Here is a 16,069-nt window from a genome sequence, read left to right on the forward strand (position 1 = left end):
CTATACAATATTTTCCTCTGTTTTCTAGATAAATGCAAGTAAAAATAGAAACATTTGTTTGATTTATACTAAAAAGAGTGCTTCCCTAAAGAAAGCACCCCGACTCCATCATATAATTATTGACCAGTTACTTCTTCGATAATAGCAAGTACCATTTCAGCCAATTTATTTAATTCTTCGATCGGCATTTTTTCATTTGTTGTATGAATCTCTTCATAGCCTACCGCTAAGTTAACTGTTGGGATACCAAAACCACAGATAACGTTGGCATCACTTCCACCACCGCTTTGTTGCAGTTCACAGCTTCTGCCAATTTTTGCAGCCGCTTTTTTCGCTACTTCTACAACATGGTCACCTTCGCCAAATTTAAAGCCTGGATACATAACATCCACCTCGACAATTGCTTGTCCGCCCATTTCACTAGCTGCCGATTCAAACGCTTCCTTCATTTTCGCTACTTGTGCAAGCATTTTATCTTCTACTAATGAACGTGCTTCTGCAAGGATATCTACATGATCACACACGATATTTGTTTGTTTTCCACCAGCAAAACTGCCAATATTAGCCGTTGTTTCTTTATCGATACGACCTAAAGGCATTTTTGCAATCGCTTTTGATGCAATAGTAATAGCGGAAACTCCTTTTTCAGGTGCCACACCAGCATGAGCCGTTTTTCCTAGAATCGTTGCTTTAACTTTTGCTTGTGTCGGTGCTGCCACAACGATATTTCCTACCTTCCCATCACTATCTAATGCATAACCATATTTCGCTTGGATTAATTTTGGATCAAGTGCTTTTGCGCCTAATAATCCAGATTCTTCCCCAACTGTAATGATAAATTGAATCGTTCCATGAGGAATATTATTTTCTTTGATTACTGTAAGTATTTCAAGCATAACAGATAAACCAGTTTTATCATCTGCGCCAAGTATTGTTGTGCCATCTGTTACTATGTATCCATCTTTAATGGATGGTTTTACGCCAACTCCTGGAACTACTGTATCCATATGAGAGGTAAAGTAAATAGGATCCACGTTCTCTTTCGTTGCTGGAAGTGTACAAATTAAATTTCCTGCACCATGACCAGTAATAGCTGTAGTATCATCCTCTATCACTTCTAAGCCTAATTCTTCAAATTTCTTTTTTAGTACAATGCTGATTTCTTTTTCATATTTTGTTTCCGAATCAATTTGTACCAGTTCTAAAAACTGATTTAATAAACGTTCTTGATTGATCATTTTTCGTTCCTCCAAAAATTAGTGACATTATTAGTATACGCCTATAAAAAAAGAACATCAAATAAAATTCACGAGGGGGAAATCTCATTTTTCTTCTTATAAAAATAGAAAAGTTTCCTCAAGCAAATATTCCATCTATTTATAGTTGTACCATTCTGCTATTCTTAGTAAAATAGACAATAAGAATGGTTAAGACATGGAGGATACTATGAAGAAAAAGAAAAATAGATTACAAAAGATTGTTGTATATTTAATGATCTTTGTTATGCTTGCATCTACCCTGTTGATTGGAATTGGAATGTTATTTTAATTTAAGCTTATTTTCCATAAGAAAGCGAAGAAGGATAAAACTTCTTCGCTTTTATTCAATGGCCCCATATTCCTTTGCTAGCTCTTGAAAACCTTTATCTGAATTGGTAATCAACACTTTTGTTCCTAAAGGAATGAAATCATAAATAGATTCTATTGCCTCATTTTGCATACGGACACAGCCTTGTGACACGTATTTCCCGATACTTCCTGGATTGTTTGTTCCATGAATTCCGTACATTCTTCCATCTGTGTTATTTGCATCAAAACCAATCCATCTTGTCCCTAATGGATTATTCTCATCTCCCCCCACAATATCTTTTTTTCGATAATAGGGATTTGCGGCTTTAACTGTTATCGTAAATAAACCCTCTGGCGTTAAATCTTCTTTTTTACCGGTCGAAACACTTATCGTTGTCTGCACTCGATTTTCATCTATCAAGGTTAATTGATTCGTTTTTTTATTAATAATGAGAAAAGGATCTCCTGGCAATGGATTTATCCCTAATGGCCAAACGGGGGAAATTGTTAAGAGAATAGACAAAACTAGTTTTAACATCCAATCACACTCTCTTTTTTTCTTAGTTTGTGTGATTATTGTATTTTTATACGGAATAGAAAGTTCTTTTATCAAAAAAACAGGTTTCTTGATCTTATCGACTAAGAAACCTGTTTAACATTTTTATAGCATTTTCTCCAAAAACTCTTTGGCGCGGTCTGTTTTAGGATTGGTAAAGAACTCAGCTGGTGGAGCATCTTCCACTACAACTCCACCATCTAGGAATAGAACTCTATTTGCCGCTTCTCTGGCAAAGCCCATTTCATGTGTCACAATAAGCATGGTAATTCCGGTGTTTGCAAGTGACTTCATTACCTCAAGCACTTCTTTCACCATTTCAGGATCCAATGCTGACGTTGGTTCATCAAATAGGATTACTTCTGGATTCATCGCAAGGGCACGTGCGATTGCCACTCTTTGCTTTTGTCCGCCTGATAAACGGCTAGGATATACATTCGCTTTATCAGCAAGACCAACTTTAGCTAGAAGCTCCTGCCCCATTTTTTCCGCTTCGCTCTTGTTTAGTCCCTTTACTTTGATCGGTGCATATGTCACGTTTTGCAAAACCGTTTTGTGTGGGAAAAGATGAAAATGTTGAAATACCATCCCAACGTTTTCTCTTATTTTTTTTATATTTGTATTTTTATCTGTAATATCCGTACCATCAATTATTACTTTTCCTTTGGTAGGTACTTCAAGTAAGTTAATACAGCGCAGAAATGTAGACTTTCCTGACCCAGAAGGACCGATAATCGTCACTACTTCGCCTTTTTCTACTTGTGTATTTATCCCTTTTAAAACGTGAAGCGAGCCATAGGATTTATGCAGATTTTCAACATTAATCACTTCTTCTCATTCTCCTTTCAACTACTTTTGCCAATGTTGTCAGTATCATTACTAGAACGTAATAAATAAGACCGGCAAGAATCATCGGCTCCAAGTATGCATATTTTTCTCCGCCCATTATATAGGCTCTACGCATAATATCTGTTACACCAATAACAGTAACAACCGCTGACTCTTTTGTTAAGGAAACAGCTTCATTGATTAATGCTGGAAAAATGTTCTTTAAAGCCTGGGGCAAAATTAAATCGAACATCGCTTGCCTAGGGGAAACACCAAGCGCCATAGCAGCTTCTTTCTGGCCGCGATCTACTGCTAAAATTCCAGCGCGAATAATTTCCGAAATATAAGCAGCTGAATTTAAGCCAAAGGAAAGAATGGCTGCAATAGCTGGCTCAATTTGGATACCAGTTAATTGCGGTACCCCAAAATAAATAATCATTAATTGCAGAACAAGGGGCGTTCCTCTAAAAACTGATGTATAAATAGCAGCAATCCAGCTAAGGACTGGCAGCTTACTAAGTTTAAATATCGAAAGTATAATTCCTAATACAAAACCAATTATTCCAGCCACCACAACAATTTGCAAAGTCACAGTGATTCCCTTTAACAAATATGGGAGAGAGGGAATAAATTGTTGGAAATCTAAGCCCATTACTATCTCAATCCTTTCTAAAAAAAACGGAGGTGTTTTTATCTATTATATTGCTTAAAAAACAAGAAAATGTTTAGGGCATATTCTGCCCTAAACTATCCCCCGCAATTACCTTATCTTAGTTACCAAACCATTTTACAACTAACTTATCAATTTCGCCGCTGTCTTTCATTTTCTTTAATTCAGCATTGAACTTTTCTGTTAAGTCGCTGCCTTTTGGAAATGCAATAGCCGAACCAGCGTCTTCATTTGCTTCCTTCGCTGGGAAAGATGTTAATGTATCCTCTTTATTTAAATAACCTTTTGCAACAACATCCTCAATAATTGCTGCATCAAAACGACCTGCTTTAATTTCTTGAATTAATTGAGGAATACGGTCACGGTTCTCTACTGTAACTTTTACTGTTTTAGCGATTTCTTTTGCTGCATCTTCTTGAATAGATCCTAGTTGTACTCCAACCTTTTTACCATCAAGATCTTGAACAGTTTTAATATTGCTATCTTTTGTCGTTACAACTAAGTCTTTTGCTGTGAAATATATATCGCTGAAGTCAACATTTTCTGCTCTTTCCGGTGTTGGAGACATACCGGATAATACTAAATCTACTTTGCCAGATTGTAAGGCAGAAATTAATCCGCTAAAATCCATATCCTTCACTTGGATTTGGTAACCTAACTTTTCGCTTAATGCTTTGGCTAAATCAATATCAAAACCAATAATCTCATCACTTTTTGCAGTATCAATATATTCAAATGGTGCATAATCCGCTGATGTTCCCATCACTAGTACTTTTTTATCAGCTGATCCGCTTCCGCTGTTTGCACCTTTTTCATCAGTAGAAGTACCACATGCACTTAAAATGACTACTATAGACAACAGCATTAATGCTAATAATTTTTTCATCTTAAAATCCCCCTATAGTTACTTATGCTTTTATTCTCTATTAATATTAGTAGTTTGTCGCAAATTATAAGATAGTCTTTTAATTTATATTCATGCAACAATATGAATTTTAACACATACTAATAATTATTCAATACAATTTATACAAATTCATCAAATGAAATACTATTCTGAAAAAATAAAATTTTCAAACAAAAGGTTGTATTAGATAAATTAGGACGAAAACTTTATCTAATATAGGTTTGAATCTCTTTTTTTCTTGCTGTAAAATCATTTGACAACCTCTATTTCCATAAAAAAAACACCCCTTAAGTCAAATTTCACTTTAACTTTCAGGGTGCATGCAAGCTTATTTTACTTCTGTGCAATATTCTTCAAATGCATTTTGTAGTTTTTCTACCACTTGCATAGGATCATGTCCTTCGATTTCATGGCGTTCTACCATCTTAACAAGTTCGCCGTCTTTCATTAATGCAAAAGACGGAGAGGAAGGAGGAAAACCTGTAAAATAAGAACGTGCTTGTTCTGTGGCTTCTTTATCTTGTCCTGCAAATACAGTTACTAATTGATCTGGTCTTTTTTTATAATGTAAGGAGTAACCTGCAGCTGGTCTTGCAATTCCACCTGCACACCCACATACAGAATTAACCATCACTAAAGTGGTGCCTTTTTTGGATAAAGCTTCATCTACAGCTTCTTTTGTTGTAAGTTCTTCGTAACCAGCCTCTACTATTTCTTGGCGTGCTTGACGGACAACATCATTCATGAATAAATTAAAATCAATGTTCATCGTTTCGCTCCTTTTATGAAATATCTTCTTTTTACATTATTATAAAAAAAGTATTCATTTTCAATTTATTTGTTTGCAAAACTTCTTTATTCATTACACTCTTTAATAAATTGGCGTTGTTTCCTCTGACGTTGTCTCTAATATTTCCTTGATTCTCTGTAGGAATCTTCCACATACAAGACCATCTAATACACGATGATCGAGAGACATACATAAATTCACCATATCAGAGATGGCAATCATATTATCTTTAATAACTGGTCTCTTCACAATTGATTCCACTTGAAGAATCGCTGCTTGAGGATGATTGATAATTCCCATTGACTGAATGGAGCCAAATGATCCGGTATTATTGACAGTAAATGTGCCGCCTTGCATTTCATCAACTGTAAGCTTGCCTGTTCTCGCTTTATTTGCAAGTTCTATTATCTCTCTGGCAATTCCTTTTATCGACTTTTCATCCGCATTTTTGATAACTGGGACAAACAGTGCATCTTCTGTTGCAACGGCAATGGAGATATTAATCTCTTTTTTCTGGATAATTTTATCGCCTGCCCAAGTCGAATTAATTTGCGGAAATTCTTTTAATGCACGAGCAACTGCCTTAACAAAGAAAGCAAAGAATGTTAAGTTATAGCCTTCTTCTTTCTTAAAGGAGTCTTTCACTTTATTTCTATATTGAACCAGTTTAGTAACGTCGACTTCAATCATTGTCCAAGCATGAGGAATCTCATGTTTACTCTTTACCATATTGTTAGCAATTGCTTTTCTTAATCCCGTAATTGGAAACTCCTTATCCCCTGCACTTGCTGGCACATTATGTACAATTGTTTCTCGTTGAGGAGTATGATCAACTGTTCCATTAACAGAACCTTTTGCTTCTGTTTGAACTTGGGGAACTCCTTCTTGTATTGCTTTTTGAACATCTTTTCTAGTAATTCTTCCACCTGCACCTGTTCCAGCTAAAAGCGTTAAGTCAATTCCCGCTTCTTGAGAAAGACGTAAAACAGCTGGCGAATATCTTGCCTTTTGACTTGGAGCAGCATCAGTTAGGGAAGCTTCAGTTTTTTCTTTCGATTCTGCTTTTGCTTCTTTCTCTACCTGCGTATTGTCCCCTTCTACTTCAATGGTACAAATTACTTCCCCTACTTCAAGTGTCTGCCCCTCTTCTGCAAGAAGTTCTTTAATGGTTCCCGAAAAAGAAGATGGAATTTCTGCATTTACTTTATCGGTCATTACTTCTGCAAGAGGATCGTATTTATTTACGACATCCCCTACAGCAACAATCCAATTACTAATCGTTCCTTCTGTTACACTTTCACCTAATTTAGGCATTGTTATCTTTTCAATCGGCATTGTTTTTCCCTCCTTGTTGTACGACTTAGAATTCTGCGAGCTTGCGCATTTCTGTTTCGACTTTTTCTGGTGTTACCAAGAAGAATTTTTCCATTGTTGGTGCATATGGCATTGCCGGAACATCTTCAGCCGCTAGACGCATAATTGGTGCATCTAAATCAAATAAACAATTTTCTGCAATAATTGCTGCAACTTCACTAATAACACTACCTTCTTTGTTATCCTCTGTTACTAGCAGTACCTTGCCTGTCTTAGAAGCGGCTTCAATAATAGCCTCTTTATCGAGTGGATAAACTGTACGCAAATCTAAAATATGTGCAGAAATGCCATCCTCTGCTAACTTTTCAGCAGCCTGCAAGGCAAAATGAACACATAAACCATATGTGATGACTGTTATATCTTCGCCCTCACGCTTTACATCTGCTTTACCAATTGGTAACACATAATCTTCTTCTGGAACAAAACCTTTAATTAATCGATAAGCACGCTTATGTTCAAAGAATAATACCGGATCAGGGTCTTGAATTGCAGCTTTTAACAGCCCTTTGACATCATATGGTGTAGAAGGCATAACAATTTTTAGTCCTGGTGTATTAGCAAACATAGCTTCTACAGATTGAGAATGATAAAGCGCACCATGAATACCGCCGCCATATGGAGCACGAATAACAATTGGACATGTCCAGTCATTGTTAGATCGATATCTTATTTTTGCTGCTTCTGAAACAATTTGATTGACAGCAGGCATTATAAAATCAGCAAATTGCATTTCGGCAATTGGTTTTAAGCCATACATCGCAGCTCCAATTCCTACCCCAGCTATCGCCGACTCCGCTAAAGGCGCATCTATTACCCGCTCTGCTCCAAATTGATCATACAGTCCTGTTGTCGCTTTAAAAACTCCACCTTTTACTCCTACATCTTCTCCAAGAATAAATACTTTGTCATCCTTCTCCATTTCTTCACGAATGGCTTGAGTTACTGCATCTATATAGGATATTACTGGCATCTTTCTGTTTCCCCCTTAATTCCCGTATACATATTTCAATGTATCTTCTGGTTGTGCATATGGTGCTTTTTCTGCATAATCCGTTGCTTCATTGATCACATCTGCCAATTTCTTATTTAACTCTTGATCCATTTCTTCTGTTAGTATTCCTGTAGAAAGCAAATACGCTTTAAAAGTGAATAATGGATCTTTTGCTTTAGCCTCTGTGACTTCTTCGCGCGCACGATAGCTGCTGTCGTCATCGTCAGAAGAATGAGGAGTTAAACGATAAGAAATCGTTTCAATTAAAGTCGGCCCTTCGCCTCTTCTTGCTCTATCAACCGCCTCTTTCGTCACTCGATACACTTCAATTGGATCGTTTCCATCTACAGTGTATCCCGGCATGCCATAACCAATTGCACGGTCAGAAACATTTGCACATCCTAATTGCTTTTCAATTGGAACGGAAATCGCATATTTATTATTTTCACAAAGAAAAATAACAGGCAGCTTATGCACACCAGCGAAGTTGGCCCCTTCATGGAAGTCTCCCTGATTAGAAGAACCCTCTCCAAAGCTGACAAAGGTTACGAAATCCTTCTTTTCTATCTTCCCAGCTAAAGCAACTCCCACTGCATGAGGTACTTGAGTCGTTACTGGTGATGAACCTGTAACGATTCTATTTTTCTTCTGACCAAAATGTCCTGGCATTTGTCTTCCGCCTGAGTTAGGGTCTTCTGCTTTCGCAAAGCCTGATAACATAATTTCCTTCGGTGTCATTCCAAAGGTTAATACAACACCCAGATCACGATAATATGGCAGCATATAGTCCTTTTCCCGGTCAAACGCAAAGGCTGCTCCTACCTGGGCTGCTTCCTGGCCTTGACATGAGATAACAAAAGGAATTTTTCCTGCTCTATTTAACAACCACATTCTTTCATCAATTCTTCGTGCGAGGAGCATCTGCTCATACATTTCTAATACTTGATCATCCGTTAATCCCGCCTCTAAATGGCGATTATGAACCATTGTCATACTATTACCTCCTAATTGATTCATGTTTGTTCCCCCTATTTAGCTAGACATTATTTTTTGATTTCTTTATTAACCATGAATGGCTTTTCCTTCAACAGCAAGGGCTGCTTCGCCAATTGCCTCTGTCAGTGTTGGATGGGGATGAATCGTATTCCCAATTTCCCAGGCTGTTGCGTCTAGCACTTTGGCAAGAGCTGCTTCTCCAATAAGATCTGTTGCATGGGCACCTATAATATGCACACCCAATAAATCATCGGTTTCTTGATCAGTAATTATTTTGACAAAACCATCTTGTTCTCCAAAAATAAGCGCTTTTCCAATCGCTTTAAAGGAGAATTTGCCTTTTTTTATCTTATACCCAAGCTCAATTGCTTCTTCTTCTGTGTATCCGACACTGGAAATCTCAGGACTTGTATAAATGCATTTGGAAACTGTTTTATAATCCAGTGGATGTGGTTTTTCACCGGCTATATGCTCCACTGCGATTATCCCTTCATGGGAGGCAACATGTGCGAGCTGTAATCCTCCTATACAATCACCAATTGCGTAAATATGCGATTCTTTCGTTTGATAGTATTCATTTGTTTGAATTTGATTTTGAACAACCGCAATGTCGGTATTTTCAAGACCAATTCCTTCTACATTTCCTATGCGGCCTACAGATACTAGCAGTTTTTCCCCTTCAAATGACTGGGACTCACCATTTTTTTCTGCTTGAATGATTACTTTATCCACATTCTTCTGCAAAGTTTCTGGAAGTACTTTAGCACCTGTTACAATCTGAATTCCCTTTTTCTTGAGGATTCTTTGTAATTCTTTACTAATTTCCTTATCTTCTGTTGGCACCAATCGGTCACTATATTCTAAAATAGTTACTTTAACATCAAAATCAGCAAGCATAGAGGCCCATTCAACCCCTATTACTCCCCCGCCAACGATTATAATGGACGAAGGAAGTTTTTCCATTTGCAGCGCTTCCTCTGAACTAATGACAGTCGAACCATCAATCTCTAGACCAGGTAAGCTTTTTGGCCGAGCCCCCGTTGCAATGATTACATGTTTCGGAATCAGCATTTCGTTTTCTTCTCTATTATTCATTTCAACCGAAATAGTACCTGGCATGGGGGAAAAAATGGAAGGGCCCATTATTCTACCATTGCCTTCATAAACATCAATTTTTCCTTTTTTCATTAAATACTGAACACCGCTGTAAAGCTGGTTAATAATGGTGGATTTTCTTTCTTGCACCCGATTGAAATCTAATCTTATATCCGAGGTGATAATCCCAAATTCCTCGCTTTTTTTCGCCGTTGCATAAACCTCTGCACTTCTTAATAACGCTTTACTTGGAATACAGCCATTATGTAAACACGTTCCACCTAATTTGCCTTTTTCAACCACCGCTGTCTTTAAACCTAATTGAGAAGCACGAATCGCTGCAACATAACCACCCGTTCCTCCTCCTAAAATGACAAGATCATACTCTTTAGCCATCTATCTTCACTCCTCTCTTTCTCCATATTCTTTTGGTCTCTCTTCCTTACGTAATACTCTTAACACACCTTCTGCCAAAGATTGCCGTTCATTTTCACCTGGATATATCATTATATCTGCAATCCAATTAACACGTTCCATAATTAATTTTACAAAATGGTTACTAAAGGCTAGTTCACCTGTTAAGATAATGGCATCTACTTTGCCAAAAAGCACGGTGCTCGCACTGCCAATTTCCTTAGCAATTTGATAAGCTAACGCCTCATAAATAAGAATATTGGGATTATCTCGTTTACCAAGCTCTTCCTCTATATCAAAAGAACCTTCAGGCACTTTACTAAGGTAGGATTTTACTCCAGAATGATACAATAATTGATGCTTCATTTCTTCATATGTAAATTTACCTGAATAGCATAAATCAACTAAATCACCATGAGGCAAAGTACCACACCGCTCCAAACTAAATGGCCCTTCCCCATTTAAGCCATTATTTACATCTATCACTTTTCCATTTGCATGTGCACCGATTGTAATTCCATCTCCAAGATGGGCAATAATCAAATGTGCTTCTTCATATTTTTTGCCTAACTCCATCGCTGCTCGTCTTCCCGTTGCTTTATGATTGAGTGCATGAAAAACACTTTTTCTTGTTATGCTCGGATATCCAGAAATCTTTGCAATATCGTCCATTTCATCGACAACAACTGGATCAACTATATAGGAAGGAATCTCTAAATGTTCAGCAATTTCATAAGCGATAAGTGCTCCTAAATTGGAAGGGTGTTCTCCTCTTGTTTGGGCAAACAGCTCCTCCTGCATAGCAGCGTTTATCGAATAAGTTCCACCATCAATTGGTTTAAGGAGCCCACCTCTTCCACAAACAGCTGCCAATTTGGAAAGGTTTATTCCTTTATTCACCAAATAAGACAAAATCTCATCTGATCGATACTTATATTGAGCAACAATCGAAGAGAATTCTAGCAATTTATTGTAATCATGATGTAAATCGTCTACAATAATCGGTACTTCATTTTCATATAACGCGATTTCGGTTACTGCTGCCCGTGGGTTTATGACCAATATACGATATTTCCTCATTTTAAGAAGCCCCTAAGAAAGAATTAATTTAAATGATACTTATCCAATTTATAGTATAAATTGCGGACTGACAGCCCCAATGTTTTAGCTGTTAGTGTTTTATTTCCATCTAGCTTTCTCAATGTCTGTTCGATTATAACTTTCTCGTATTTCTCTACCAGGACAGATAATGGTTGATTTTCTATATTAGCATCCTCTTGAAATTCCGCTTGTTGTTTTTTTATTACTTGCGGAAGCGCGAGATGCTCTACTTTAAGCACGGAATCTTCTTCACTAGCTTGTATCACCGAAAGCTGGAGGATTGCCTTTAATTCAAGGATATTCCTTGTATAACCATAATTTTTCAAAGCTTTTTGTGCTTCTGGGTCAATCTCTGTTATCCATCTTCCGTTTTCTTTGTTCAACTCGATAAGAAAATGTTTCGCTAAAAGATAAATATCCTCTTTGCGTTCCCTTAAAGGTGGTAAGTATATATTTGATTTCATTAATTCATCATAAAGTTCTTCTAAAAAGTCCCCTGCCATTAATGCTTTTTCTAGCTTAATAGGGGAGGAAACAATCAAGCGGAAGGATAGCTTCTTCTCTTCCTGTGCTAATTCCTTCAGTCTATTTAATAGAGAGGTTTGTTCTGCCATCGATAAACAGGTAATATTTTCAAGATATACGGTTCCTTTTGATAAAGAATTCATTGTACTTAAAAATGCTCGTAATTGTTCTCGATTCTTCTGCGGATATATCCGTTTAAATAGATGAAACTTATTTTCGCTCCAATTATGAATGGCATTAGCAAGCATAAATTTACCAGTTCCCTCTTCTCCGCGGATAAATATAACCTGTTTACTCCCTGCCGCCAACTTTGCCTGTTCAATAGCGAAGTTCATGGATGGCGACTGATATATAAAATCATCAAACTGAAAGCTCTGTTCTAATCCTCGGATAATGGCTTTTGTCTGTTGAAGTTCTTTTTTTAATTGAGCCGTTTCTGTTTCATTATGAAGAATCTGCAAACAGCCCTTTAATTTCCCATCCACCATAATAGGTGTACTTTTTACCGTTAAACATAAGGTGTCTGTCTGAATGGTTATTTCTGCATCTCTTCTTGTTTGAATGACTTCTTCTCTATTTTTTCTCATTAATTGATGGTTATTTTGCTGATCAAGGAGAACAGCCAATTCTTTATATGACGAATTTTGCATAACAATATGGCCAAATTCATCTACTACAAGATAGGCTTCTGCACTTTTTTGCAAAAGCAATGTTAACAGCATTTGAAGGTTATCTTTATCAATCCATTGTCTTTTTTGGCTTTCTTCTTGTAAAACCGCTACAGCACCAATTACATTATTATCTTTTCCTATTAGCGGATAACGGGAAATAAGAAGATAATCCACTTCGGAAATAGCAAACTTTTTCTGCTCTTCTATTCTTTTCGTATGTAATACTCTCATCATCCCACTGTTAGGGATAATGGATAAAATATGCTGATCTATTTGAAGCGGATATTGGTTCTGCATCAAACTTTGCGCACTTTTATTGAAATAAGAGATAACGCCGCGATCATCTATTATAATTATGCCTTCCTTTATTTCATCAAAAAGCGTATAAGAGGTTGACTGTATCATTCGATCAATCATTCGCACACTTCCCATCTGTCTATCCGTGCAATATATTTCATATCTATACTATACCTACTCCCTAAAAAATATGCAATTTTTTTCCCATTTTCTTTTATTTCTGAAAAGTAAAAAGGTTATGTCTGTTTTAACATTTTGAGATCGCTAACATGTTAAGGAGAAGTATTCAAATAGTTGCTTAAGAATTCTTTTTTCGCAAAAAAAGGTTTTCCGCCTCTTCTCTAAACTAGAGATTACAGCAGAAAACCCATTATATTATGATTGTGTCAGGACAGTTCGTGCAATAATTGGCTCATCTGTAATAATGGCAGATATTCCAGCATCCATTAATGCTTGCATCGTTTTCGGATTATTTACCGTATATGCCCTAACTTTAATATTATTTTCTTCTGAAGATTTTATTATCTCTCGATTTATCCGTTTATAATTAGGGTGAAATCCTTTGGCATTTATAGCATTGGCATAAATCCAAGGCTGATAAATTCCATCAGACAATAAAGGGGCCGTTTCAATTTCTGGAGCGATGCGATAGGTATGTACGAGACTATAATGATTAAAGGAGGAGAAAATAATTCTTTTTTCAAAACCGTATTTGCGGATGAGAGCAATTGTTTTCTCTTCCATTCCTTCATAAGCAATCTTGTTATTCTTCATTTCAATATTGCAGATTATGTCATTATCTTGCATCCAATCAAACAATTCGATTAAAGTGGGAATAGGCTCATTCTCGACTTGCTTAAATCGATGTCCTGCATTAAATGATCTTAACTCTTTATAATTGAATGCTTGCACATAGCCAGAAGCATTCGTTGTTCGATCTACCTTTTCATCATGGATGATGACTATTTCCCCATCCTTAGACATTTGAATATCAATTTCAATCCCATCAGCCTCTGCCTTTTCTGCCTCGATAAAAGCCATCATTGTATTCTCTGGATAATGTGCCGAAAAACCTCGGTGTGCAAATATTTTCGTCATAACAAATCACTTCCTTATGTAGAACTTCATTATATATGGCCATTTATGTAATGTTTTTGGTCAGATGAAAAAAACAGGCCCTAACCTAAGTCAGAGCCTGTATTACTTTTGTTAAATTAGTTTTTTACTACGTTAGCAGCTTGAGGTCCGCGTTGACCTTCTTCTATGTCAAAACTTACTTCTTGACCTTCGTCTAAAGTTTTGAAACCTTCAGTTTGAATAGCGCTGAAATGTACGAATACATCTTGTCCTTCTTCTGTTTCGATGAATCCAAAACCTTTTTCTGCGTTAAACCATTTTACTTTACCTGTAGCCATTTCTTGTTTCCTCCTATGTGCTTTATGCACAAATGTATTACTATCCTTGCTCGTAGTAAAAAATAAAGAAATATGTATTTCTCAACTATTTTCTAAAGAACAAAAATAAGTCTCCTTAATAGTAACAGGTTAATCTGCAGAAAGCAAATCTTTGAACGATTATTTTTCAATTTTTTAAAATAAATTCCTTATTTTGGATTACTCAGTTAAATAATCGCGGTAATATAACTCAACAAAGACTAGTTTAGCTAACAATAACGGAATATTAATAGATGTGCCTACCCTACTAATTAACTTACTTCCATGGACTTTTTTGTCTGTAAGTTTTCATCCACCAATGTTGGGGAGTGAGATTCTCCTTTAAATGCGAAACTGATTTCGTATTTCTACTTTTGGATGAGTAGTATTTTTCTTTCTTATAATTTCCTTCATGAAATCATTAAAAGCGATTGTCTCCATTATAATCTCTCCTTTAAAGTAACCCCGATTCAAAATGGAATCCGGCTGATTTCTAATAGTTACTTTTATAATTATAAGTTGACATCTTCTTTTGTTAAGTTTCCATATTAACATTTAAAACACACTTTATCCTTAGTATTTTTTACGTTATTTTCAAAATAAAAGAGGGTGAGACATAAGTATTTCAACCCAATATAACCCCGAACAATTACACGTACATATTAGAAAATATTCCTATAATTGTTCGGGGTTTTTATGTATTTTAAGAAAAAAGGTTTGTGGTAATCACCCGCAGACTGAATACACTTCGCTTTCCATGGGGCGAGCGCCAAGCCTCCTCGTTCCTGCGGGGTCTTGGACTTTCTCGCAGCTCCCATAGGAGTCTACGTGTATTCAGTCTGCTCTGTTTTTTTCCTAGTAATTGTAGTTTGCTTAAAAACTAAATAAGCTTTAAAAAAGGAGTGAAATGGAACGGAGGATACTCCACTCCTGCGGGAAGCAGAGCAAAGCCTAAGACCCCACAGGCTTTAGCCGAGGAGACTTAGGTTGCTCCCCCGCGCATCGTGTGTCTGTAGTGTAAAGGAACGAATTGGTTTCACCACTGAATTAGAGATTATTCGTCTTTATCCAATATATATTTTGTTTTGTCCCACCCTCTTTTTATGAAAATTAACTATCTTTATAGAATTTAAAGAATAATAATTTGGTTCCTTCACTAAGATTCATTCTCTTTTTTAGTCCACTTTTTAATAATTCCATGATATACACTTAGGAAAAAGTAGTAAATGCAAAGAATAATTGCTACTTCAGATGGAGTACTATGATAAGGTCTATCATCAAATATCCCATATAGTAAAAATACAGTAAAGAAGATAACAGGATAAACGACAAAAGAATAAACAAAATTCTTTAAAAACATTATCCTCAGTCCTTTTATTTCAAATGTGATATTTAGCTACATTGCGTGTGAAATATACTAGAGTAACAGCCATTGATAACGCATTATTTTTAACACCCATTTTTAATATTCTTTTAGCTATCTTTTTATAATTTCCATCCTTAACATATTGAACCAAAGTTGTATTAGCTGCAATTGATAAAGTATCCCTATAATTATCCTTTATTTTTTTCAAATACAACCATCAATTTATCTCGCTTATTTTGACTTGGATACCAAGAAGGAGTTCTACTAATTGAAAACGTACTAATTAAATCTGAAGATTTTGTAACTTCTTCATTAGATATATCTAAACTCTCTTTCTTTAGTTGCTCAATATTTTCAGCCATTCCAAATGTCTCATCATACTTTTCAAAATTAATATGTGAAACATAGGAAAAATACTCCAAATCTTTTCACTTTCATATACATTCTGAACTATCCTAATTGAATATATTACTACTATATAATAAAT

General features: G+C 36.1%; 18 protein-coding genes. 1 reads left to right on the forward strand and 17 read right to left on the reverse strand.

Translation table 11 applies throughout. The annotated features are described in order from the left end of the window. Positions 1 to 116 precede the first annotated feature (116 nt). A complete protein-coding gene (locus NSQ92_RS13300) occupies positions 117 to 1,238 on the reverse strand; it encodes a tripeptidase T (protein ID WP_047941100.1) in 1,122 nt (373 codons plus the stop codon). A 208-nt stretch (positions 1,239 to 1,446) separates the two neighbouring features. Between NSQ92_RS13300 and prli42 the strand changes: the two genes are divergently transcribed. Then, the gene (gene prli42 / locus NSQ92_RS13305; RefSeq protein ID WP_152679997.1) at positions 1,447 to 1,548 is read left to right on the forward strand and encodes a stressosome-associated protein Prli42; all 102 of its coding nucleotides are present in this window, start codon (positions 1,447 to 1,449) and stop codon (positions 1,546 to 1,548) included. Between the two features lie 51 nt (positions 1,549 to 1,599). Here the strand turns inward: prli42 and NSQ92_RS13310 are convergent, their stop codons facing one another. The 16 genes from NSQ92_RS13310 to NSQ92_RS13385 all read right to left on the reverse strand — a co-directional run bounded on the left by NSQ92_RS13310 (position 1,600) and on the right by NSQ92_RS13385 (position 15,944). Beyond that, a complete protein-coding gene (locus tag NSQ92_RS13310) occupies positions 1,600 to 2,106 on the reverse strand; it encodes a L,D-transpeptidase (protein ID WP_061798427.1) in 507 nt (168 codons plus the stop codon). Between the two features lie 123 nt (positions 2,107 to 2,229). Beyond that, positions 2,230 to 2,952, reverse strand: a complete 723-nt coding sequence (locus NSQ92_RS13315; protein WP_047941103.1) for an amino acid ABC transporter ATP-binding protein — start codon at positions 2,950 to 2,952, stop codon at positions 2,230 to 2,232. After that, positions 2,945 to 3,604: an amino acid ABC transporter permease gene (locus NSQ92_RS13320; RefSeq protein ID WP_047941104.1), complete on the reverse strand. Its 660-nt coding sequence runs from the start codon at positions 3,602 to 3,604 to the stop codon at positions 2,945 to 2,947. The genes NSQ92_RS13315 and NSQ92_RS13320 overlap by 8 nt, the downstream gene beginning before the upstream one ends. A 118-nt stretch (positions 3,605 to 3,722) precedes the next feature. Next, positions 3,723 to 4,508, reverse strand: coding sequence for a transporter substrate-binding domain-containing protein (locus tag NSQ92_RS13325; protein ID WP_047941105.1), 786 nt, complete (start codon positions 4,506 to 4,508; stop codon positions 3,723 to 3,725). Between the two features lie 349 nt (positions 4,509 to 4,857). Further along, positions 4,858 to 5,298: a BrxA/BrxB family bacilliredoxin gene (locus NSQ92_RS13330; protein WP_047941106.1), complete on the reverse strand. Its 441-nt coding sequence runs from the start codon at positions 5,296 to 5,298 to the stop codon at positions 4,858 to 4,860. 102 nt (positions 5,299 to 5,400) lie between these two features. Continuing rightward, positions 5,401 to 6,654, reverse strand: coding sequence for a dihydrolipoamide acetyltransferase family protein (locus NSQ92_RS13335; protein WP_341152850.1), 1,254 nt, complete (start codon positions 6,652 to 6,654; stop codon positions 5,401 to 5,403). A gap of 25 nt (positions 6,655 to 6,679) precedes the next feature. Continuing rightward, positions 6,680 to 7,663 (reverse strand): alpha-ketoacid dehydrogenase subunit beta, encoded by a 984-nt coding sequence (locus tag NSQ92_RS13340; RefSeq protein ID WP_047941108.1) that lies wholly within the window; start codon positions 7,661 to 7,663, stop codon positions 6,680 to 6,682. Positions 7,664 to 7,678: 15 nt separating this feature from the next. Continuing rightward, positions 7,679 to 8,671 (reverse strand): thiamine pyrophosphate-dependent dehydrogenase E1 component subunit alpha, encoded by a 993-nt coding sequence (locus NSQ92_RS13345; protein ID WP_047941355.1) that lies wholly within the window; start codon positions 8,669 to 8,671, stop codon positions 7,679 to 7,681. A 75-nt stretch (positions 8,672 to 8,746) separates the two neighbouring features. After that, positions 8,747 to 10,171, reverse strand: coding sequence for a dihydrolipoyl dehydrogenase (lpdA, locus tag NSQ92_RS13350; protein ID WP_341152851.1), 1,425 nt, complete (start codon positions 10,169 to 10,171; stop codon positions 8,747 to 8,749). Between the two features lie 6 nt (positions 10,172 to 10,177). Further along, positions 10,178 to 11,269: a butyrate kinase gene (gene buk, locus NSQ92_RS13355; RefSeq protein WP_341152852.1), complete on the reverse strand. Its 1,092-nt coding sequence runs from the start codon at positions 11,267 to 11,269 to the stop codon at positions 10,178 to 10,180. Positions 11,270 to 11,292: 23 nt separating this feature from the next. Beyond that, the gene (locus tag NSQ92_RS13360) at positions 11,293 to 12,903 is read right to left on the reverse strand and encodes a sigma 54-interacting transcriptional regulator (RefSeq protein ID WP_341152853.1); all 1,611 of its coding nucleotides are present in this window, start codon (positions 12,901 to 12,903) and stop codon (positions 11,293 to 11,295) included. Positions 12,904 to 13,158: 255 nt separating this feature from the next. Further along, positions 13,159 to 13,881 carry a glycerophosphodiester phosphodiesterase gene (locus NSQ92_RS13365; protein WP_047941112.1) on the reverse strand — a complete coding sequence of 241 codons (723 nt, stop codon included), beginning with the start codon at positions 13,879 to 13,881 and terminating at the stop codon, positions 13,159 to 13,161. Between the two features lie 116 nt (positions 13,882 to 13,997). Then, positions 13,998 to 14,198 carry a cold-shock protein gene (locus NSQ92_RS13370; protein WP_047941113.1) on the reverse strand — a complete coding sequence of 67 codons (201 nt, stop codon included), beginning with the start codon at positions 14,196 to 14,198 and terminating at the stop codon, positions 13,998 to 14,000. Positions 14,199 to 15,372: 1,174 nt separating this feature from the next. Next, positions 15,373 to 15,576 carry a hypothetical protein gene (locus NSQ92_RS13375; RefSeq protein ID WP_047941114.1) on the reverse strand — a complete coding sequence of 68 codons (204 nt, stop codon included), beginning with the start codon at positions 15,574 to 15,576 and terminating at the stop codon, positions 15,373 to 15,375. Between the two features lie 19 nt (positions 15,577 to 15,595). Next, positions 15,596 to 15,790 carry a hypothetical protein gene (locus NSQ92_RS13380; protein WP_047941115.1) on the reverse strand — a complete coding sequence of 65 codons (195 nt, stop codon included), beginning with the start codon at positions 15,788 to 15,790 and terminating at the stop codon, positions 15,596 to 15,598. Next, on the reverse strand, positions 15,771 to 15,944 hold the full coding sequence (locus tag NSQ92_RS13385) for a hypothetical protein (protein WP_161798385.1): 174 nt from the start codon (positions 15,942 to 15,944) through the stop codon (positions 15,771 to 15,773). Before NSQ92_RS13385 ends, NSQ92_RS13380 begins: the two co-directional genes overlap by 20 nt. Positions 15,945 to 16,069: the final 125 nt, after the last annotated feature.

This window comes from Niallia sp. FSL M8-0099, assembly GCF_038006945.1.
In the GTDB taxonomy this organism is placed as follows: domain Bacteria; phylum Bacillota; class Bacilli; order Bacillales; family Cytobacillaceae; genus Niallia; species Niallia circulans.